The 21,066-nt window shown below is 52.7% G+C and carries 22 protein-coding genes and 2 pseudogenes; 17 read left to right on the top strand and 7 right to left on the bottom strand.

What is annotated here, in order from left to right; genetic code table 11:
- Together xerC and PSPTO_RS01165 are read left to right on the top strand one after the other, a co-directional pair.
- On the top strand, positions 1-900 hold the full coding sequence (xerC, locus tag PSPTO_RS01170; RefSeq protein ID WP_007246535.1) for a tyrosine recombinase XerC: 900 nt from the start codon (positions 1-3) through the stop codon (positions 898-900).
- Positions 893-1,585, top strand: a complete 693-nt coding sequence (locus PSPTO_RS01165) for an HAD family hydrolase (RefSeq protein WP_005768510.1) — start codon at positions 893-895, stop codon at positions 1,583-1,585. The genes xerC and PSPTO_RS01165 overlap by 8 nt, the downstream gene beginning before the upstream one ends.
- Before the next feature lie 74 nt (positions 1,586-1,659).
- On the opposite strand, the gene sutA is transcribed toward PSPTO_RS01165, so the two are convergent.
- The 4 genes from sutA to glnK form a co-directional block, all read right to left on the bottom strand.
- The gene (sutA, locus tag PSPTO_RS01160; protein ID WP_005768511.1) at positions 1,660-1,989 is read right to left on the bottom strand and encodes a transcriptional regulator SutA; all 330 of its coding nucleotides are present in this window, start codon (positions 1,987-1,989) and stop codon (positions 1,660-1,662) included.
- A 98-nt stretch (positions 1,990-2,087) separates the two neighbouring features.
- Positions 2,088-2,513 (bottom strand): secondary thiamine-phosphate synthase enzyme YjbQ, encoded by a 426-nt coding sequence (locus PSPTO_RS01155; protein WP_005768513.1) that lies wholly within the window; start codon positions 2,511-2,513, stop codon positions 2,088-2,090.
- A 241-nt stretch (positions 2,514-2,754) separates the two neighbouring features.
- Positions 2,755-4,092: an ammonium transporter gene (locus PSPTO_RS01150; RefSeq protein ID WP_005739890.1), complete on the bottom strand. Its 1,338-nt coding sequence runs from the start codon at positions 4,090-4,092 to the stop codon at positions 2,755-2,757.
- Between the two features lie 35 nt (positions 4,093-4,127).
- Positions 4,128-4,466, bottom strand: a complete 339-nt coding sequence (gene glnK, locus PSPTO_RS01145) for a P-II family nitrogen regulator (protein WP_002555808.1) — start codon at positions 4,464-4,466, stop codon at positions 4,128-4,130.
- Positions 4,467-4,885: 419 nt separating this feature from the next.
- Here glnK and PSPTO_RS01140 point away from each other — a divergent pair, with 419 nt between their 5' ends.
- Positions 4,886-5,167, top strand: coding sequence for an accessory factor UbiK family protein (locus PSPTO_RS01140; protein ID WP_005768515.1), 282 nt, complete (start codon positions 4,886-4,888; stop codon positions 5,165-5,167).
- Positions 5,168-5,200: 33 nt separating this feature from the next.
- Here the strand turns inward: PSPTO_RS01140 and PSPTO_RS01135 are convergent, their stop codons facing one another.
- The 3 genes from PSPTO_RS01135 to PSPTO_RS01125 form a co-directional block, all read right to left on the bottom strand.
- Entirely contained in the window at positions 5,201-5,506 is a 306-nt protein-coding gene (locus PSPTO_RS01135; protein WP_005739893.1) for a HigA family addiction module antitoxin, read from the bottom strand.
- A 9-nt stretch (positions 5,507-5,515) separates the two neighbouring features.
- Positions 5,516-5,794: a type II toxin-antitoxin system RelE/ParE family toxin gene (locus tag PSPTO_RS01130; protein WP_011103035.1), complete on the bottom strand. Its 279-nt coding sequence runs from the start codon at positions 5,792-5,794 to the stop codon at positions 5,516-5,518.
- A gap of 250 nt (positions 5,795-6,044) precedes the next feature.
- On the bottom strand, positions 6,045-6,980 hold the full coding sequence (locus PSPTO_RS01125; protein WP_011103034.1) for a LysR family transcriptional regulator: 936 nt from the start codon (positions 6,978-6,980) through the stop codon (positions 6,045-6,047).
- Positions 6,981-7,134: 154 nt separating this feature from the next.
- Here PSPTO_RS01125 and PSPTO_RS01120 point away from each other — a divergent pair, with 154 nt between their 5' ends.
- From PSPTO_RS01120 to PSPTO_RS01055, 14 genes and pseudogenes are all read left to right on the top strand, one after another.
- Positions 7,135-8,418: a lysine N(6)-hydroxylase/L-ornithine N(5)-oxygenase family protein gene (locus PSPTO_RS01120; RefSeq protein ID WP_011103033.1), complete on the top strand. Its 1,284-nt coding sequence runs from the start codon at positions 7,135-7,137 to the stop codon at positions 8,416-8,418.
- Positions 8,418-9,293: a DMT family transporter gene (locus PSPTO_RS01115; protein ID WP_011103032.1), complete on the top strand. Its 876-nt coding sequence runs from the start codon at positions 8,418-8,420 to the stop codon at positions 9,291-9,293. The genes PSPTO_RS01120 and PSPTO_RS01115 overlap by 1 nt, the downstream gene beginning before the upstream one ends.
- A gap of 1 nt (position 9,294) precedes the next feature.
- Positions 9,295-10,533 carry a diaminopimelate decarboxylase gene (gene lysA / locus PSPTO_RS01110; protein WP_011103031.1) on the top strand — a complete coding sequence of 413 codons (1,239 nt, stop codon included), beginning with the start codon at positions 9,295-9,297 and terminating at the stop codon, positions 10,531-10,533.
- A 187-nt stretch (positions 10,534-10,720) separates the two neighbouring features.
- Positions 10,721-11,344: a hypothetical protein gene (locus PSPTO_RS01105; RefSeq protein ID WP_005768530.1), complete on the top strand. Its 624-nt coding sequence runs from the start codon at positions 10,721-10,723 to the stop codon at positions 11,342-11,344.
- Between the two features lie 72 nt (positions 11,345-11,416).
- Positions 11,417-11,696: pseudogene (locus PSPTO_RS01100) on the top strand (SDR family oxidoreductase); the annotation flags it as partial.
- A 178-nt stretch (positions 11,697-11,874) separates the two neighbouring features.
- Positions 11,875-12,351: an antitoxin Xre/MbcA/ParS toxin-binding domain-containing protein gene (locus tag PSPTO_RS01095; protein WP_005768531.1), complete on the top strand. Its 477-nt coding sequence runs from the start codon at positions 11,875-11,877 to the stop codon at positions 12,349-12,351.
- A 393-nt stretch (positions 12,352-12,744) separates the two neighbouring features.
- Positions 12,745-13,740 carry a hypothetical protein gene (locus tag PSPTO_RS01090; protein WP_005768535.1) on the top strand — a complete coding sequence of 332 codons (996 nt, stop codon included), beginning with the start codon at positions 12,745-12,747 and terminating at the stop codon, positions 13,738-13,740.
- 3 nt (positions 13,741-13,743) lie between these two features.
- Positions 13,744-14,775 (top strand): hypothetical protein, encoded by a 1,032-nt coding sequence (locus PSPTO_RS01085; RefSeq protein ID WP_122295160.1) that lies wholly within the window; start codon positions 13,744-13,746, stop codon positions 14,773-14,775.
- Positions 14,776-15,077: 302 nt separating this feature from the next.
- Positions 15,078-15,930: pseudogene (locus PSPTO_RS01080) on the top strand (IS5 family transposase).
- A gap of 671 nt (positions 15,931-16,601) precedes the next feature.
- On the top strand, positions 16,602-16,856 hold the full coding sequence (locus PSPTO_RS01075) for a ParB N-terminal domain-containing protein (protein ID WP_146230918.1): 255 nt from the start codon (positions 16,602-16,604) through the stop codon (positions 16,854-16,856).
- Positions 16,857-17,147: 291 nt separating this feature from the next.
- Positions 17,148-18,266 carry a cysteine synthase family protein gene (locus PSPTO_RS01070; protein WP_005768541.1) on the top strand — a complete coding sequence of 373 codons (1,119 nt, stop codon included), beginning with the start codon at positions 17,148-17,150 and terminating at the stop codon, positions 18,264-18,266.
- Positions 18,267-18,270: 4 nt separating this feature from the next.
- Positions 18,271-19,434, top strand: a complete 1,164-nt coding sequence (locus tag PSPTO_RS01065) for an MFS transporter (RefSeq protein ID WP_005768545.1) — start codon at positions 18,271-18,273, stop codon at positions 19,432-19,434.
- Between the two features lie 2 nt (positions 19,435-19,436).
- Entirely contained in the window at positions 19,437-20,336 is a 900-nt protein-coding gene (locus PSPTO_RS01060) for an ATP-grasp domain-containing protein (protein WP_005768548.1), read from the top strand.
- Positions 20,326-21,060: a GNAT family N-acetyltransferase gene (locus PSPTO_RS01055; protein ID WP_147463982.1), complete on the top strand. Its 735-nt coding sequence runs from the start codon at positions 20,326-20,328 to the stop codon at positions 21,058-21,060. Before PSPTO_RS01060 ends, PSPTO_RS01055 begins: the two co-directional genes overlap by 11 nt.
- The last annotated feature ends 6 nt before the right edge of the window (positions 21,061-21,066 follow it).

The raw sequence follows: 21,066 nt of genomic DNA, 5'->3' as shown, positions 1-21,066 counted from the left end.
GTGGAACAGCATCTGGACGCCTACTGCATGCACCTGCGCAGTGAGCGCCAGGTGTCGCCGCACACACTTGAAGCCTACCGACGCGACCTGAGCAAGGTTCTGGCGTATTGCCAGAAAGCCCGGCTGTCGAGCTGGAATGATCTGGATATCCAGCACCTGCGCAGCTTCACCGCCCGCCAGCATCAGCAAGGCCAGTCCTCGCGCAGCCTGGCGAGAATGCTGTCGGCAGTGCGCGGCTTCTACAAGTACCTGAACCGTGAAGGCCTCTGCCAGCACGACCCTGCCAACGGCCTGTCTCCGCCCAAAGGCGAACGACGCCTGCCCAAGACGCTGGATACCGACCGCACGGCGCAATTGCTGGACGGTGGCGTTGAAGATGATTTTCTGGCTCATCGCGATCAGGCCATCATGGAGCTGCTTTACTCATCAGGGTTGCGGCTGTCCGAACTGACCGGCTTGAACCTCGACCAACTGGACCTGCGCGACGGGCTGGTGCAGGTGCTGGGCAAAGGCAGCAAGACCCGCGTATTGCCGGTCGGCAGCAAGGCACGCCAGGCACTGGAAACCTGGCTGCCGCTTCGCGCCCTGACCAACCCGCAGGACGACGCCGTGTTCGTCAGCCAGCAAGGCAAACGCCTCGGCCCGCGCGCCGTTCAACTGCGGATCAAGACCGCCGGTGAGCGCGAACTGGGGCAGAACCTGCACCCGCACATGCTGCGTCACTCCTTTGCCAGCCATCTGCTGGAGTCGTCACAGGACTTGCGCGCGGTGCAGGAACTGCTCGGTCACGCGGACATCAAGACCACGCAGATATACACGCACCTGGACTTCCAGCACCTGGCCACTGTCTATGACAGTGCCCACCCCCGAGCCAAGCGTAAAGGAGCTGCAGATGATTAAGCTGGTGACGTTCGATCTCGACGACACGCTCTGGGACACCGCGCCTGCCATTGTCGGCGCAGAAGCCGCGCTGCGTGACTGGCTGGCCGAGCAGGCGCCAAAGCTCGGGCCGGTCCCCGTGGAGCATCTGTGGGAAATCCGCTCACGCCTGCTGGACGAAGACCCTTCGTTCAAGCACCGGATCAGTGCACTGCGACGCCGCGTGCTGTTTCACGCCCTTGAAGATGCTGGCTACGACTCCGACGAAGCTCAGCAACTGGCCGACGAGAGCTTTGAAGTCTTTCTGCATGGCCGCCATCAAGTGCAGATTTTCCCGGAGGTGCAGCCCACTCTGGAAATTCTCGCCAAGACCTTCACGCTCGGCGTTATCACCAACGGCAATGCTGACGTGCGTCGCCTGGGGCTGGCCGACTACTTTGCCTTTGCCCTGTGTGCCGAGGACCTGGGCATCGGCAAGCCCGACCCGGCCCCGTTTCTCGAAGCGCTGCGCCGTGCAAAAGTCGATGCCAGCGCGGCCGTGCACGTCGGCGACCACCCCAGCGACGACATTGCCGGCGCACAACAGGCGGGCATGCGCGCCATTTGGTACAACCCGCAGGGCAAGGCATGGGACGCAGATCGCTTGCCGGATGCCGAGATTCACAACCTGTCGCAATTGCCGGAAGTACTGGCGCGCTGGGCCTGAAAACAGCCTGAGACGCCCACAATAGAAAAAGCCCGCAGCGACGGCGGGCTTTTTCTCATACAGCGTCTGCCACCTTAAATCGGGCGGCTGCCGTATTTGTTGTCTGGCTTTTTGGGCGGATCGGCGACCACATTGGCCTCCACTTCCTGCACCTTGCCGCCACGCGCCAGGAATTCTTCCATCGCACGCGCCAGAGCATCACGCTCTTTGTTCTTGGCTTCTACGCTAGGCAGCTCGTCAACCGAGACCGCAGCCTTGGCCTTGCCTTTTGCGGGCGCTGCCGGGACGTCGGAATCGTCTGGTTCGGCCGAGTCGTCTTCCGGGGAAGCAGCTGCAAGCTCCTCACCGTCCTCTTCGCCTTCCAGGTCGTCTACCAGATCGTCGTTAGTATCGTCGTCGCTCATGTTCTACCTCATGACTTGCGAAAGCTGATTAGTTATAGCCCAGCCGCCCAGAATTGCTAAGGCAACCGGAAAAATTCAACAACCGCTGTCTCCAGCGGTTATGCGTACTCACCCTGAAGGGTGGCCAGGACGTTACGAGACCCACCCGCGTCTCGATGTTCGCCCAGATAAATACCTTGCCAGGTGCCCAGCGCCAGTCGGCCTGCCGTCACCGGCAAAAACAACTGGCAGCCCAGCAAACTGGCCTTGAAATGCGCGGGCAAATCATCAGGGCCTTCGTCGTCATGTTCGTAGCCGTCCACGCCCTGAGGCACCAGACGGTTGAAAAAACGCTCGAAGTCACGACGAACTGCCGGATCGGCATTTTCGTTGACGGTCAACGAAGCCGAGGTATGTTGCAGCCATACGTGAAGCAGGCCGACACGACAATCGCGCAACTGAGGCAAGCCTGCGACGATCTCGTCAGTCACCAGATGAAACCCGCGAGACCTGGCGCGCAAGGCAATCCTGGATTGATGCCACATACCGTTCTCCGCACCTTCGGCGCGCATTCTAACTCGACTGAGGAAAAAGCAAAGCGCGCAATAAACCGGCTTCCCTGCAAGTTGACGAAGACTGCTGCTACATCGTTACCTGCGCTGCGTCACGCTGCCGAAATCATTGACACGGGCAAGATCAATGACAGCAAAAAAGCGCGGTTGATCCGCAAATGTCAGACAAAAAAATGCCCGGAGACCGGGCATTCTTTTTTGCATCGGCGGCTGCTTACAAGTTGTAGCCACGCTCGTTGTGTTGCGCAAGGTCCAGACCGACAGACTCTTCCTCGTCGGTAACCCGCAGACCCATCACTGCATCCAGTACCTTGAGGATGATGAAGGTCACGATCGCGGTGTAGACGACGGTGAACGCGACGCCCTTGAACTGAATCCAGACTTGAGCACCGATGTCAGTCACCGTGCCGAAGCCGCCCAGTGCAGGTGCTGCGAACACACCGGTCAGGATCGCGCCGACGATACCGCCGATACCGTGAACGCCGAACGCATCCAGGGAGTCATCGTAGCCAAGCTTGCGCTTGAGGCTGGTGGCGCAGAAGAAGCAGATCACGCCTGCCGCCAGACCGATGATCAGCGCGCCCATCGGGCCAACTGTACCGGCCGCCGGGGTGATGGCAACCAGACCGGCAACCACACCCGAAGCGATGCCCAGCGCACTTGGCTTACCGTGCGTCAGCCACTCGGCGAACATCCAGCCCAGCGCGGCGGCAGCGGTAGCGATTTGCGTCACCAGCATCGCCATACCGGCAGTGCCGTTGGCCGCAGCGGCGGAACCGGCGTTGAAACCGAACCAGCCAACCCAGAGCATCGCTGCGCCGATCAGGGTGTAACCCAGATTGTGCGGAGCCATCGGGGTGGTCGGGAAGCCTTTGCGCTTGCCCAGTACCAGGCAAGCCACCAGACCGGCTACACCGGCGTTGATGTGCACCACGGTGCCACCTGCGAAGTCCAGAACGCCCCAGTCCCACATCAAGCCACCGACGCCGCCCCAGACCATATGGGCAATTGGCGCGTAGACCAGCGTGAACCAGATACCCATGAAAATCAGCATCGCGGAGAACTTCATGCGTTCTGCGAAAGCACCGACGATCAGGGCTGGAGTGATGATCGCAAAGGTCATCTGAAAGGTGACGAACACCGCCTCAGGGAACAATGCAGCAGGACCGGTAAGGCTTGCAGGCGTGATACCCGCCAGGAACGCTTTACCCATACCGCCAAAGAAGGAATTGAAGTTGACGACGCCAGCTTCCATACCGGTTGTGTCAAACGCGATGCTGTAACCGTAAACGACCCACAGGATGCTGATCAGGCCGGTGATGGCGAAACACTGCATCATCACGGACAGGATGTTTTTTGAACGGACCATGCCGCCGTAGAACAGCGCGAGACCGGGAATGGTCATGAACAGGACCAGAGCGGTCGCGGTCAGCATCCATGCGGTGTCGCCAGAGTTCAGCACCGGCTCGGCCACTGGGTCAGCCGCCAGGGCAAGACCAGGTATTGCGAGGGACAACAGGGCACCGAGCCCTGCGAATTGACGCAGAGTCATATTGTTTTCTCCTGGGGCGTTGGGGTTTTGGCGGCTTAAATTGCGTCTGTATCGGTCTCGCCGGTACGGATGCGAATGGCCTGTTCCAGATTGACCACGAAAATCTTGCCGTCACCGATCTTGCCAGTGTTGGCAGCCTTGGTTATGGCTTCGATCACACGATCCAGATCCTTGTCATCGATGGCGACATCGATCTTCACCTTAGGAAGGAAGTCGACGACATACTCAGCACCGCGATACAGCTCGGTGTGACCCTTCTGACGCCCGAAGCCTTTGACTTCAGTAACAGTGATGCCCTGCACGCCGATTTCAGACAACGACTCGCGCACGTCATCCAATTTGAACGGCTTGATGATGGCAGTGACTAGCTTCATGAAAACTTTCTCCCGAATTGGTGGACTTGCCCCAGGAAAACAAACCCGACTCAAGTCTAAGCGCAGTGTCTGGCTTTGTAACGTGTCGGCCGCCTGATCAGGCCAGACCAACTCCAGAAAACCGCTTCTGACGAAACACTTCCCCGCTCCGCCTGCCGCACTGCATTCGTCACAGCGACTGCATCAGTGCATGGGTCATTAGCCACTAAGCAGAAAGCTTGCCATCTCGTGAATATTCATTGAATACAGGCCCTTGGATGCGTTTCGCTTCATCAGGCATGTATTGCAATGGGGGTAATGCACAACAATGGTGCTTATGTGCCCGCCCCAGCGCGCCATAAGCGTGCACCTTGCGCCCTCGGAATTGACTATAGACGCTGCATGTTACACTGCTGCCCATCTGATTCAGGAAAATCATCATGCTCGCGCCCAAAGCTTTCCTCGATGCCCTCAGCGGCCACGCCTCGCGCCTGTTCAACGGCGAAACGCCGGTACCTCGCAGCGAATTCGAAACCCAGTTCAAAGCCCTGCTGCAAAGCGGTTTCAGTAAGCTGGACCTGGTCAGTCGCGAAGAATTCGACAGCCAGATGGCCGTCCTCGCCCGCACCCGTGCCCGCCTTGAGGCGCTGGAGGCCAAGATGGCCGAGCTGGAAGGTAAGGTCGGCGGGGCTGAGAAGGCTGGCTCTGAAAAGGCTGAATAAGGGCTCATTGACTGCGCTGACGGGTGACAGTTATCAAGCGCAGTGGGCCAGACATTTGACCTGCTCACGAATCTGCGCGCCCTTCTCTGTCTCTGCCTTGCGCAGATCGTAGGCAAGCTGCAGGTTAAGCCAGAACTCAGGACTCGTCTCCAGGCATACAGCCAGACGCAGCGCTACATCAGCGCTCACACCTCTGCGCTGGAGCACGATGTCGTTCACCGTCGGCGTAGAAACCTTAAGGGCCCTGGCCAACGCTGCGGCGGTCAGCCCCATCGGCTCAAGATATTCCTCTTTCAGAACCTCGCCTGGATGGACGGGGCGCATTCCGTTTTTGTTCATTGGAGCACCTCAGTGATAATCGACAATTTCTACGTCCTCGGGACCGTTGATGCTCCAAACGAAGCAAATCCTGAATGGAGCGTTTATACGTACGCTGTATTGGCCAGAACGACTTCCATCAAGCGCCTCTAGTCGATTGCCGGGAGGAGAGCGCAGATCCAAAATCGAGGTAGCAGCATCAAGCATTGCGAGCTTGCGCTCGGCAACAGATTTAATCGATGGCCACAGCCGCGTCTTGCCTTGTAAAAAGAGATATCTCGTGTGCACGCACTTAAAACTCACAATCATGATTAAAGCTTAACGTTATTCGTTAACGCAAGATTTTATTTGCTATCATCGCAGCCTACAATCCGACCCTTCGGCCCATGCCGGACGAGTTCATCCGCATCGAACAGCTTGAAGCCTGTGACGCCATGCTGCAGCGGGTGCTGGAATTTGTATCCCGCCCATAGGGTTTCTTCAGTTATTGCGGCATCAAGTGATTCGGCAGCTCATGCAGGAAACAGCCTTTCCTGCTTTTGCATAAGCGCCCCCCCCTTCAAGGCCCGGCAGCGATTGGCACATTGATCGCCGCCAATCGTGCCTCGACGATCGAGGCTTGCTCACGCAATGCTTCTTCAAACAGCCCGACCAGCCTGGACGCAGGTCGGTGCAGCGGTTTGACAAGGCTGACCGTGAACGGTATCGACGCCGTAAACGGCCGGATCTCCAGACCCTGCCCGACAAAGTCCAGCGCAGTGAGCGGGTTGACGATGGCCAGCCCGATTCGCTCGCGTACCATGGCGCAGACCGAGGCGGCACTGTGGGTGTCCAGCACCATCTGCCGCTCTACCTGGGCCAGGCGGAAAATCTCGTCTATCTGCTGCCGGTAGCTGTCCAGGCTGGACAGGCTGATGAAGGGTTTAGAGGCAAAGTCCTCGGGTGCCAGCACCTGTTTTGCCAGAAGCGGATGGCCGACGGGCAATACACACACCTCGTCCACAACCATCAACGGCACCAGCTCTGTGCCCGGAGGCGCGCTCGCCACTTCGGTCAGCCCTAGGTCGTAGCGCTGAGCCGACAGCCACTCTTCCAGCAACGGTGATTCCTGCGGCGTGATGCTCATGCTGGCTTTGGGGAACTGGGCAAAAAAGCGTTGGCACGCTTTCGGCAACAACGACTGTGAAAACACCGGCAGGCAGGCGATGGATAACTGGCCGTGCTCGAACTCTCGCAGTGACGCCGCCGTGCTCAGAATACGCCCCAACCCGAAGTAGGCCCGCTGCACCTCCTCGAACAGTGACAACGCCTGCGCCGTAGGCCTTAGTCGCCCGCGTACGCGATCGAACAATGTGAGCTGAGTGAGCAATTCGAAGCGCGCCAGCTCGCGGCTTACCGTCGGCTGAGAGGTGTTCAGCATGTTGGCGGCTTCCGTCACGCTGCCTGACGTCATGACGGCTCGGAACACTTCTATGTGGCGCAACGTTACTGACATGGACCGCACTCATTGCCTTCGACAGAGCCATATCATAAATGAATGGACTTGCTGAATATTGATATTTTATGAGTGCACCGTCTTTGCCCATCATGCCGCCCTTAGCGCAGTGGCACCTTTGATGCACACGCGATAATCAAGGTAGGGAAGACCGATGGACGCTCAAATATTTGATGCGGTGGGAGTAGGTGCGGGTCCGTTTAACCTGAGCGTTGCGGCGCTCCTTCATCCTCTCAAGGATGTAAGGCATCTGTTTCTGGAGAAGCAGAGTCAGTTCTGCTGGCATGCCGGAATGCTGCTGGACAACACAACGGTTCAGAACAGTTTTCTCAAGGACCTGGTCAGTTTCGCCGACCCCACCAGCGCCTTCTCCTTTCTGGCCTTTCTTCACCAGCACAAGCGCCTTTATCAGTACGTGAACGCCGGCTTTCAAAGAACCACCCGCCGGGAATTCAACCAATACCTGCAATGGGCCGCAAGGTCCCTGCCTGCCGTGCAGTGGGGGCAGGAGGTCAGAACGGTAAAACCTCATGCCTGTGGGTTCGAGGTGTTCACCGACACCGGTGCTTACATCGCCCGCAACCTGATTGTCGGCACCGGACCACGTCCGTCTGTTCCGGTCATGGCAATGCCTCTTTTGGGGGAGCAGGTGTTTCACAGCAGCGACTACCTGTTCAAACGGCAGGCGCTGGCAGGGCGTCGGGTCGCCGTGATCGGTGGCGGCCAAAGCGGCGCGGAAATCGTCCTGGACCTGTTAGGGCAAAGCGTTCCGCCCAGCGAGATTGTCTGGGTAAGCTCGCGCACGCACCTGGCGCCGCTCGATGAATCGCACTTTGCCAATGAACTCTACACGCCGGCCTATGTGGAGTATTTCTGGGGCCTGGAACGGTCGAAAAAACATCAGTTGCTTGCGCAACACACGCTGACCAGCGACGGGATATCCCCGGAAACGCTGGAAGCGCTCTATCAGCGGCTGTATCACCTGCGTTTTGTCGAGGACGGTGCTCCGTGCCGGTTGATGCATTCGCGCCGGGTCGAAGACATCAGGCCCACCGCAGACGGGTACCTGCTCGATATCAGGGAGCTGGATACCGGCGGCACAGACGTCATCAACGCCGAGCGGATTGTACTGGCCACCGGCTACAAGCAGGACGCAATACCCGCCGTGCTGGAGAACCTGCTGGACGACATCGAGTTCGCCCATGATGAGCCCGTTGTTCGTCTGGACTTCTCGCTCGGTTATCGCGGGCCCGGGAAAATATTCCTGCTCAATGCGGCCAGGCACAGCCACGGCGTCAGCGAGCCAAACCTGTCGCTGAATTCGTGGCGCGCGGCAACAATCATCAACGCCATCGTCGGCCACGAGCATTACCCCAGCCCGCATGCTCAATCGATGCTTGAACTGGGGCACTTCCCCCATCGAGTGGGGGTCGCCTGATGATCCCTTATCTGTATGTGCTGGCGGCTGCATTTCTGTGGGGAACATCGTTCGTCGCGGGGAAAATAGCCTTCGGTGTCGCTGACGCGCCGCTGATTGTGCTGGCCCGCTTCGCCATGGCGGGTCTGTTCTGGCTGCCGGTTTTCTGCAGGTCGGTGCGCAGCGTTCCCTCATCACGATGGGGCGCACTGTTGTTGCTGTCTTTTCTGATGATCCCGGCCACTTTCCTGCTGCAATTCATGGGGCTGCAATACACCAGTGCAACCAGTGCAACGTTGATGATCGGCTTTGAGCCGTTGATGGTGATGCTGGTCGGCTGGCTGATCTGGCGCGAACAGATGACTGCGCTTCATCTGCTGCTCGGCACGGTCGCACTGGCCGGCGTGCTGTTGGTGATGGGATGGCCCAGCGGCGCCAACTTTCTTGGCTGCTTGCTGGTTCTGCTTTCGACGGTGGTAGTCGCCATCTGGGTACGCTGGTCGAAAATCTGGATGCAGAGCCTGTCGGTCAACGCCTTCACCGCGCTGACAACGGTGCTGGGCACCATCATGCTCATCCCGTTTGCCTTGTTCCTGACCAACGACTGGCAGGTCAACCTCTCGACTCAGGGCGCGTCCGCATTGCTGTATCTGGGCGTTGGTTGCAGCCTGGGCGCGGGCTGGCTCTGGAACATGGGCATGCGCTCTATTCCCGCAAACGCAGGCGGCATGTTTTTGGCGCTCGAACCGATCTTCGGCGTCATATTCGCAGTCGCCCTTCTCTATGAACCACTGGGCGCAACGACCCTGGCAGGCATCGGCCTGGTCGTGATTCCGGTGCTGGTCATTTCCGTTCTGCCCGTGCTTCAGGCACGCCGTTTACCCGAGGCATGTTGATATGAAAACCCTCGCTGACAGCCAGCTGTCCAGACTGGCCGATCAATACGGCACTCCGCTATGGGTGTACGACGGCCAATTGATTAAAAAGCGTGTTCAGCAACTGGCTGCATTCGACACAGTGCGCTTTGCGCAAAAAGCCTGTTCCAACCTTCATATCCTGCGCCTGTTGCGCGACGCTGGCGCGGCGGTGGATGCCGTCTCACTGGGGGAACTGGAGCGCGCCCTGCACGCAGGCTTCAGCGCCCAAACCACTCAGGGCGCGGCCGGTGTCGTGTTCACTGCCGATGTGTTTGACCGAGCCACCCTGCAGCGCGTGGTCGAGGCACAGGTCGAGGTGAATGTCGGCTCGATCGACATGCTGCATCAACTGGGCGCGCTTTCCCCCGGCCACCGTGTATGGCTGCGAATCAACCCGGGCTTTGGCCACGGCCACAGCCGCAAGACCAACACCGGCGGCGAAAACAGCAAGCACGGCATCTGGCATACGCACCTGCAGGATGCGCTGACGCTCGTCCACTATTACCGGCTGCATCTGGTCGGCCTGCATATGCACATCGGCTCGGGGGTCGATTACCAACACCTCCAGCAGGTCTGCAGCACCATGGCAGAACTGGTTGTTGAAATGGACCACGATATTGAAGCCATCTCGGCAGGTGGCGGTTTATCAGTGCCCTATCGCGCAGGCGAACTGCCGATCAATACCAGCCACTATTTCGCTCAGTGGGACCACGCCAGAAAACGCATCGAAGCCCATCTCGGGCACCCGATACGTCTGGAAATCGAGCCCGGCCGTTTTCTGGTCGCGCAGGCCGGTGTGCTGGTGTCCGAGGTCCGTGCTACCAAGCACATGGGCGGCAAGCACTTCACGCTGGTCGATGCAGGGTTCAACGACCTGATGCGTCCTTCGCTGTATGGCAGCTATCACGAGATGTCCCTGATCACCTCGCGCGACGAACCGCTGCCGATGCAGGAAACAGTTGTAGCGGGGCCACTGTGCGAGTCTGGAGATGTGTTCACGCAGGCCGAAGGCGGGATCGTCGAGTCCCGTCTACTGCCCGTCGCGCAGGTGGGCGACTACCTGGTTTTTCATGATGCAGGGGCTTATGGCGCGTCCATGTCTTCCAACTACAACAGCCGCACCCACGCGGCAGAAGTGTTGGTTGATGACGGGCAGGAACGATTAATCAGACGGCGTCAGCCACTGGATGATCTGTTGCGACTTGAAGAAGACTGTTAAGCAAGCCGCTGCGGGCACTGAATAAGTGCCCGCAGCCATTACATCAATCAACGCCGTTCCTTGATCCGCTGTTCAATGACATGATTGCTTTCACCAACACCGTGATGATGCGCAACGCTTGATTTTGATACATCGCGTAAAGCCGGTTGAGCGCAATGGGTCACTTTACTGACAACGGACTGAAAAAATGACGCACAACCCTTCTATTTCCCGCTGGCTCGTCGCGGGAACCCTCTCGTTACTGATCGGCACATCCGCCTTCGCGGACAGCACGACCCTGCGTTCCGGCAAGTACGAGCAATTGATGCTGGCGGTAACGCCCGATCATCAAGTCGAGGGCTACTACGAGGAAGAACGCGGCGAAGACCCGCCCTTCAGGTGCGCTTTCTATTTAAAAGGCACTATCGAGGCCGGGAAAGATGTCGCGGTGGCTTCCTGGTCCGACGGAGCCTATCCGGGAACACTAAAGCCCTCGGCTGACGGCGTCACGCTGACCATCAAAGAAGGCCAGAATAACTCAGGCTGCCTGAACGTGTTGATGCCGGAAATCGCAACCGGTCTGGACCTGACCCGAACAGCCAGCAAGCAGTGGATAAGCCTGGTGAAGGTCAACGCTGACAAGGCATGGCTGCAGAAAACTGCAAATGCCAAAGCCACTCGCGGCCCCTACATCGTCAAAGGTGATGTTGTCGGGGTACTGGCCTTCAAGGATGGCGCGGCCCAGGTCGAGTTCATCAACGCTGACAACCGCTCGTTCACGGGATGGATCAGTCAGGATCAATATGCGCGACTGACTGCCCCCAGACAGTAATGTCAGGCAGTTTGCATCAGACGATCTGGCGTACCCGGCTCACGTCTTTTGAAGGCGGGCAGCCAGACTGGCGCGGTGTACTGCGCAACCAAATTCGCCGTCAGAGCCATCTCCGACGGACTGCGGCAAGAAACCGGCAAAATCCGCGTAACCGTCGTCTGTCCCGGCGTGGTCGAGTCAGAACTGGCCAACTCGATTTCAGACGAAACGGCGCGTGAAGCAATGAAAGGGTTTCGAAAAGTGGCGCTGGGGGGCGGATGCGATTGCGCGGGCGCTGGTGTATGCGATTGGGCAGCCCGATGGGGTGAATGTCAGTGAGATTGTGGTTAGGCCTACGGGGGGTCCGTACTGAGGCACGAGCAGCGAAACACTACTTTTCACGGCATGGACACTATTGCATACAGATAACGAGTTCACGCCCTGTATCGACCTCTCCAGAATGAGGCGCTCAACCCCAGCGCCTCAACGCCTCACGTCACATGCGTCAAACGGCGCTATACTTGCGTCAAATGTCGCACATGGAGGAACACATGATGGTTTCCGCCACCACACGTAACGTCGAGCCCGCAGCGCCCGCCCGCAGGCCAACGGAATATCTGCTCAGGACCGATGCAGGTCAGCTCAGTCAGGTCATGGTCTACAAGCTGACCGTTAAAGGCTTTGAACTGAAAGACGTACAAGACATGCTTTCGATCTCTGATCTTTATTCGACGAATAAAATCATGAGCCGCATCGTGGGCAAGTCCGTAAGGACAATCCAGCGGCAGGGCAGCAGCAAGCAGCCTGCACACCTCAACTCACAACAAAGCGCTGTGGCGTTCCAGTACGCAAAGGTTCTGGAACACGCCACCCATGTGTTCGGTAATCAGAAGCTCGCAGAAGAGTGGCTCGGGCGCCCTTGCAAATACCTGGACGGCGACGTGCCGCTGGACGTCATCGACAATCCCATCGGGTTTCAGACAGTCGAAGACTACCTGGAGCGTATCGAGTACGGGGTCTATCAGTGAATCCACTGCCTTGGACTGATTCATCGATGAAGCTCTTTGGCTGGCAACTGACTGAGCGATATCGTGTAGGCTATTCTTTCTAACGAGGCCATTGACCCCATCCTCAAGCAAGGCAAAGCATCAGCATACACGGCTAGCCAGGAATCGCATGACGCGAAAATTAACGCTGATCTAATACTGTTTTAAATCATGAGCTTAAAGAGCGAATATCCTATTTTTTGCCTTGTCTCGGAATGAACCCGTCCAGGCGGCGCGAGAGTTTGTCTCCTGTTAGCAATGCTTCCCGTACGATTTTCTCCGAATTTTTCGGGCTCTCCTGATTGATTTTTGTAGAATAATGGCATCTTGCCACCCGCGAGCCATCAGGCTTTTTCTAAGGATTGAGGACATTTGATGAACGCTTTAATGGCAGCCATCTGTATTACGTGGTCTGGATTTTCCTTTCTTTTTTATCGAGGGCTCTATCACCGGCGTGTTCGTCACGCTGCGTATGCCGAGTTTGCACGTGCCACGTTCACTGCAGTGCAAGCGCATTTCCCAGAGTTGAAATCAAAAAGCTCGAGCCTTGTTATCGACAAAGGCTTTGGGGTTAAAAATGACGAAGCTTGGCAAGAGGCGCTTCATACTTTCATCTCCCATCGAGTCGTTCCTGAGCTGAGCCCCAGAATCAGAGAGTCTTTAAAGGCTTCACCGAGTGCGAACAAGGATTTCTCTACGTTGACTGTCAACTTAGTGCTCACATTGGTCGAGTATCAGAGCATGCCTGAGACCTACAACCTCACCGAAGCTATCGCCTTGATTGAGGAGCCCGAGGATCCATTTGCATTTCTATCCGGAACTCCAAAATTCAAGCCGCAGAAAGAGGTATTGACCCGCTTAGCGGTTGTTGTATTGGCAGTCGGAATTATAGGAGAGACCTCACCTTCTAATGCAGCCGGTGGAGAAGCTTTTTCTCCTCTATCGGCCTGCAGCGCGCTTGCCGATATTGACGGTTTTCAGCCAAACAAAAGCGGCTACATTGAGCTTTACGATGGCATTTTTTCTTGCGCTACACCTTACAAGGAATTGGGAAACCAAGCATTACCTAACAACATCGCTTTGTATGGCAGAGGGAATGCAAGCGAAGTCACCCGTGTAAAGTTGATGCTTAACGTCAATGTTTCCTCACGTGGAGCCCAAGACGCCATGCTTTTGGCAAGCCTCTGCACGCAGATGATAACCAACGTCACGGGGAATCCGGCTTCCGGTTTTGAACACAAAATAGCTCAGGGCAAGCCTTTCAAGCAGTCTTTTCACGGCTATAGCGTGTACCTAGATAGGACCTTATGGGGAACAGGGAAAGGTTACGAGCTTAACTGCGGTATTGCTACGCTGAATAACAAGGAGTAAGTGGTGTTATCTATTATGCTCAGCGGGGTCCCGTACGGAATAAACCCACGGTGGTGGGTTGTTACAGGTGTAGTAACTGCGTTAGGAGTGAGCGTTTTTGCGGCAAGCTGGATCTCCGGTTTGATGCTGATATGTCTTGCCATTTTGATCAGCCCCCCAGTCTACGACCGCTTGCTGGTCGCCCTCAAAGCCGGGGATCCACTTCACTTACGGGTGCTGATCGTCCTCATAGGGCTGACTGCGTCTACGTATGCGCTGAACGTTCACACCTCGCATATAGAGGCTCAGCGCGTCGCTGCAGCCAAAGCAGAACAGGATCGTACGGGTCAACTTGAACGCGAGGTCAGCGCAGCAGCTGCTCACGCAAAGATCGAGAGCACCCGGCAGTTCTACGCAACCAACAAGTCTTCGATATTGCGAGAAATTGCTATGGCGCTAGACTCGAGAGACGTCAACAAAGCAACCACCATCAACGCCAGATATGCCTCGGTTATCACGGACCCAGAGTACTTGGCACTGCAGCAGAAGCTGGCGACGCTCGCTGGTGAGATCGCTATGGCTAAGCGTGAGCAAGAGCGTAAGGGAAAGATTGCAGGGCTACTTAACGATCTCAAAACTTTGGACGCCGCCGATTACACCAAAGCGATTTCACTCTACACCTCACTGCTTCAGCTTGAACCCGCCAATAAGGCCTACCAGCAAAGTCTTGAACGCTTCAAGAAAGCTGAAGCGTCACGTCAGGCGAAAATCGAGGCCGACCAACAGGCCGCAGCGGCGCGTGCTTCACGCACCAAACAGATCGAAAGTCAGTTCAGCCAATGGGATGGTTCGCACCGAACATTTGAGAGGCTGATCAAACAGGCTATGAACGATCCCGACAGCTATGACCACGTGGATACCCGCTACGTAGATAAAGGAAAATTTATCCGTGTCTACTGCACGTTTAGAGGTAAAAACGCCTTTGGAGGTACTGTTAAAAATACCCGGATAGCGGACTTTGACATCAATGGCAATTTCTTGCGGGAGGTCGAATAGGTTCAGGCTATTCTCCTGTGAGTTCACCCGCTGAGTCAGACATTGCTTCACAGGTCTGCTCGGCAGGTAACAGTCAGTTCAACCATGCCTTCGCCGCCAACTGGGGAGACGGCGGTACCTCATCCTCAGATTGCCAGCACTTCCGTGCAGGCGAAGGCCAGAGCACGGGGCACGCTAGCCCAAAGTGCGGTAACGAAACGGGACGGCTGTTTGAGCTGAACAGTGAGGGGATCTGCAGGCCTAGGTTTTGTACGAAAAGTCGGCTGGGGTAGAATTGCCGCCATGATTGGCTGGAGGCCCGCATGGCAAAGCGTTACGAACTCTCCGACTCATCGTGGGAATTGATCAAGGATCTGGTTTCTCCCGAGCAGAAAATGGGTCGCCCACGTAGTGATGATCGTTTGATACTCCACGGAGTCCTTTGGATTTTGTGCTCGGGTGCTGCCTAGCGTGATCTGCCGGAACGCTTTGGGCCTTGGTCGACGGTGTATCAGCGTTTTCGCGACTGGCGCGATGACGGTACGTTCGACCGGATACTGGAGCGCTTGCACATTCGACTCAACCAGGAAGGACTGATCGATCTGGACACCTGGATGATCGACTCCACGGCGGTACGTGCAACCCGAGCCTCTTCAGGCGCCGGGAAAAAGGGTGACCTGAAGAACCGCTAGACCATGCTCTGGGGCGCAGTCGAGGCGGCCTGACGACCAAGATTCATATGGTTTGCGACGCTAATGGCGTGCCATTGCGCTTCATGCTTTCACCGGGACAAGCCAGCGATATCGCCCACGCCCAGCCGTTGCTGGATAAGGTGCGCATTCCCGGTAGGCCGGGGCGACCACGAAAACGCAGTAGATGGTTACTGGCTGACAAAGGCTATGACGCAGAACACCTGCGTTACTACTGCGACCGTTACCGAATACAGCCTGTGATCCCGCTACGCGCCATGCCACGTAACCCCGGCCTGGCTTGCCCCGACTTTTTGATCGTCCAAAGTATCGGCAGCGCAACATCATTGAGCGGATGTTTGGCTGGCTAAAAGAGAACCGCCGAATCGGCACTCGCTACGACAAGCTGGCCAAGAGCTACGCAGCCATGGTCACGCTGGCCTGCAGCCTACGTTGTATGCGGCAATACTTTTCGTACAAAACCTAGGTTGATATTCACTTGACAAAGAAATTTTTGGAGATTAATTTTAGCACTGGTTTAATGGGTTGTTACATTTTTTGAAAAAAACAGTCTATAAGGATATGGATCGTGCTACAAATAAAATGGATTTTACTCATCATATATAGTTCTAGCTTCCACATTGCGAAGCTACAGTTCAAGGTTTTGACTGGTAACGCCGCTCAATATACGCCGTTCGATGTTATAAAGTTTATAGTGATAATATTTATTATTTCGCTTCATCCCCCCCCTTTTTTTACATCTCTCCCTTAAAAGCTATTAGCGGAAGCGTTAGTAGTAAGTAAGCGGTCTATTGAAGTTATTTTTATAAGTGCTCAAGTTATAGAAATTTGAACTTGTGAAATAGCGATACACATAAAACCAGTACTTAAAAAGGAAGTTGAGAAATGCTTACACCGGCTCTCAAGTATAAGTATTATACAGCGTATCTACCTCACTACGACGAAATAAGCGTCACTTCTTTCAGCCTCGGTTCGAGAATATATTTCGATATTTGGTTTAAAGTCTATAGATAATTGGTTTATGCATTAGCTTATCTATCTCAGTGCATTAAATAATATGCGCCCAAGAATTTCTTACGATTCAGAAATGCTTATATAGGAATCGGCGTAGTAAAGCTTATGGAAGGAGGTCATGGAATGATAATAAGTAATGTAAAGCTGGTTGATATCTGCCTCTTAAAGCCACATGAGCATGTTGATGAGAGTGATCTTAAATGCCTCACGGAAGAAATAAATAAACATGGATTTTGGCATGTTCCAATTATATTTGATAAAGAAAGTGGCGTAATTATGGATGGGCACCATCGCTATAACTTCGCTCTCATATCAGGTTTTTCCAAAATACCAAGCTATGAAATGTCATACCGCTCGGAGAGCGGTAAAGGTATATGACTGGAAAACCGGACTCCCTTTCGCATATCAAGAAATATTGAGAACTGTCGATTCAGGAGAATTGCTTCCACCTAAAACTACTCGTCACGAGTTTTATGAGAAGTTTGCAAGTGTCAATATTGAGTTGACTCAACTTTATTAAAGTTATGACTAGCCAATTGAAAAAATCAAATGATAGTCGCGTCATTATAATTGCTCATTCTACTCATAAATATCAATTTGATGAGCGGAGTCACTCGGCTAAATAAAACCACACAAAAACCGTAGCATATGGAAATCATGAGGTAAATTATGTCGTTTGCAAAGAAAAACGTAATTGATGGAATTTCTAAAACTCCGCTTATTGATCTTGCAAGGATCAATAAGGAAATAAGTACTAACGTCATTGTTAAGTTAGAGAAATACAATCCTGGTGGAAGCATCAAGGATAGAGCCGCAGCTTATATTATTCGGGAAGCTGAGAAAAAGGGGCAACTCAAGCCAGGCGGTACAATAATTGAGTCGTCCTCGGGGAACTTCGCAATCAGCCTTGCTATGATCGGTGCTGTAAGTGGATATAAAGTCATTGCGCTCGTTGACCCTAAAGCCACGGAAACCAATAAAGCTCTCATGAAAGCATATGGGGCTGAAGTTATTACCGTGACTGAAAAGGATGATACCGGCTCTTATCATAAAACTCGTATTAAGCTAGCTAATGACTTAGCTAAAAAAATTCCAGGAAGCTATCGACCAGATCAATGCTTTAACGTCCTTAGCTCCCTAGCACATTATAACTCGACTGCAAAAGAGATCCATGAACAAACCTCAGGAAATATTGCAGGTGTGGTTTGCGCTGTAAGTACAGGCGGCCAAATTGGAGGAGTCTCAGAATACTTCAAAGATCACCTTCCTGATGTCAAAGTTACCTGTGTAGACGCTTACGGCTCAGCAGTATTTGGAGGGCCCTCTCATGCTTACAAAATTCCAGGCGTCGGACTTGGATGGACACCTAGGAATATAAATGATACTACAAAGATCGATTACTTTTATCGGGCAAAAGACGAGTCAGCTTATATAGCTGCTCGACTTCTTTGCCGGCATGAGGGAATATTGGTAGGTGTCTCCTCCGGAGCAGTTCTTTTGGCTGCGCTTAATTTGTCTTTACATTTAGGAAATCAAAAGCCTATTGTGGCCATTCTAGGGGATAGCGGGGAAAGATATTTAGATACTCTTTACAATGATGATTGGCTTAATGAACATGGAGTAGATACTGGACTTGAACTTAACAAGTTACAGCTACTCATTGACAATATGGCGACCCCAATTGAGTCCCCTCACATAAAGAGTAACTATAGAGACGACCTGATTGGTATTCTAGAAGTTCCAGAAACTACTATTACCCATTTCAATATGTTGGAAGGTCGAAATTGAAAAAATGAAAAATTATATTGTTTTCTCTACGAGCTTTATTTTGTCATTTGTAAACTTTATGATTTTCTATAGCTATCCTTTCAAGCTTGAAGAAATGGGAGTAGAAAATGGCATAGCCGGTTTAGTGGTAGGAGGTGCGACTGTCCTGACTCTTATAATGAGACTCGTTTCAGGAGTAGTCGCTGACCGTATTAAAACTAGATGGGCGATGTTCATAACTACAATTTTGTATTGTAGTTCTCTGCTCCTAATAAATCTTAACTGGGTTCCATCAGTTATCCTGGGGAGACTGGCACAGGGAGCTCTATTGGGGGTGTTGTCTACACTTCTTATGTATTATTCAATTGCGTTTAGTGATAATGCCGCTGAGAAATCAAAAAACGTGTCAATGATTACGTTCTTCAATGTTCTTCCTACTTGTCTTGCGCCATTTATAGCTCTTAAGATAACTCAAACTTGGGGAGGCGGTAGCGTTGCGCTAGCCGCTTTAATGCTATTTTTAATATGTTTATTTCTAACATTCGTTTTAGATGCGCGACAAACTTATTCTGGTATCCCAGATAAAACTTCTTCATCTACAAAGGGAGTATTGCAGATTGTTACAGATTCAAATGTTAGGACTGCGCTTATAATATTGGGGCTAGTATATATAATTAGCGGAACCACTGTTACGTTTTTGCCATTCTTTCTAACCAAAAAAGGAATGAGCGACCCCTCGTGGTACTTTCTTGTCTTTACCGTCTCCATGATGCTACCTAGACTTTTTCTTAATAAAAAATTGCCCAAAGATAGCCGCTTTCCTACTAGGATCCTAGCGGCTTGCGTAGTTTCTGCTATATGTGGGACACTTTCAAATTACTTTATGGTTGGAAGTGGCTTTGTATACATTGGAGCGATATGTTGCGGCGCGGCGCTTGGGCTTATCTATCCGGCAGTCATGTCATATGTTGTCTGTAACATAGATCAGGCACTGGTAGGGACATCTTCATCTGTTGTCGCGGCGTCAGCAGATATAGGTGTCATTTTTTCAAATATTGGCTTGGGTGTAGTTGTTGTTAAATTCGGGGGAGATGCTGCAATGTTAATTCCAATTATAACGTCTTGTGTAGCCCTAGCGTTTATTTTTTCAAAAGCTTGGACTCGGAATTTCATTCAAGGAGAAATTTAATTATGAAAACAGTTTTGTTTTTGTCTGACTATGAAGACGAGATCGAATACGATGCGGTATTTGAAATTCTTTCGAAATGGGGTATCAAAGGTATTACAGCGAAGCCGTGTGAAATTTGCATAGAAAACGGAGTGCACGGATCTTCCTTTGTATTTCGCGATAGTCCTCTGAAGCCTGATTTGGTTGTTGGCTATGCATATGAAGAGGATTTAATTCCAGCAATGAAGTTAATGAAATTATGGAAAATGATGGGGGTTACTATACTGAACGATGCGGAAACCCTCTTTTGCGGCCAAAATAAAGATTTGTCTTCGGCTATGCTTAACAGCTCTCCGGATGTACGACACTTGCCATATTATAAGTTTCTTGAAGCGCCTTCTGCAGAGGCACTTTCTTGTGTTGGCTTTCCTTTAGTAGCTAAGCCTGTCAACGGAGCTTGCGGGAGAGGACTATTTAAAATTGACTCTTATGATGATTTTATTATTTGGTTTCGAGAACAGGCAGCAAATATAAAAGATTATTATATTCAGCCCTATATTCAAAAGAAAAACAACGAAGACTTTAGAGTGGTCGTTGTTAACCACGTTGCTGTATATGCATATTCACGTCGTGGCGCGAACGGAAGTTGGATTACTAATCTGATGAAGGACGGTACAGGAAAGACATTCGCTATTAATGCTTTACCTCAAGAGCTTGTTAGCATGGCAGAAAAAAGCTCTGTTGCAGCAAAGTCGCTTTTTTGCGGTGTAGACATCGCTATGGATACTTCAAACGTACCATTTATTATTGAGATAAATACTTGCCCTGCGATTAAAATCAGCCGATATATATCCGGCGCCGACACGCTAGTTGAGCATGCATACGCTGAATTTATCCGCCAAGTACTTGATCATGATATCTGAGCTTTGTAATCTCAACACTGACCTTGATAATATCATGCACGGTCTTATCACGGGCTGGGCTAAATCAAGAGGCGGATCGGGAGTTTCCGTCGAACATGCGAGAGGAATATCTCATTGCTTCTTTGAGTATTCTATAGGTAAAAATGCTCGTAACAGAGAGACATTTTGCTGGGGTACACTTAACTGTATCGATTCAATAATTCAGTTTCACAAGAAAAAATATCACTTCTTAAGCGTTTTTGATATCGATATTGAAACCCATAAACAGTTACTGCTTAATGGCTACAAACTAGTTGTACGGGAGACCCATATGTATAAGCCGATTCCCGACAATGTTCATTCGCCTAATTTTAGTGTCAAAAGAGTATCGAGCAAAGAGGAGGCGGACTGGTATAACTCTCAAAAAGGGTCGAGTTTTATCAAGCCTGAGCATATTGTTGATCCGGATGTTTTTGACTTTTATACACGCGACCGAGACATTATGACTTCCTCTGCCAGAGCTATTCGTGTCGGACGTTTTTGGGTTGTTGATGATGTTCAAACGCATCCGGCTTTTAGAAGGCGAGGAATGGCTTCAAATTTGTTAGTGACCATTACTTCTTTCGCGCAAATGGATAAAACCTGCATTTTAACACTTATCTCAAGCAGTGAAGGGCTTCCATTATATATTCGTGACGGATATACAAAAGGCCTTTCTCTCAACGTTTATAGCTCAACATATTAATTGAAG

It is taken from the genome of Pseudomonas syringae pv. tomato str. DC3000, from assembly GCF_000007805.1.
Classification (GTDB): domain Bacteria; phylum Pseudomonadota; class Gammaproteobacteria; order Pseudomonadales; family Pseudomonadaceae; genus Aquipseudomonas; species Aquipseudomonas avellanae.
The sequence above is the reverse complement of the archived record's forward strand: the minus strand, read 5'-3'. Positions and strand labels throughout refer to the sequence as shown.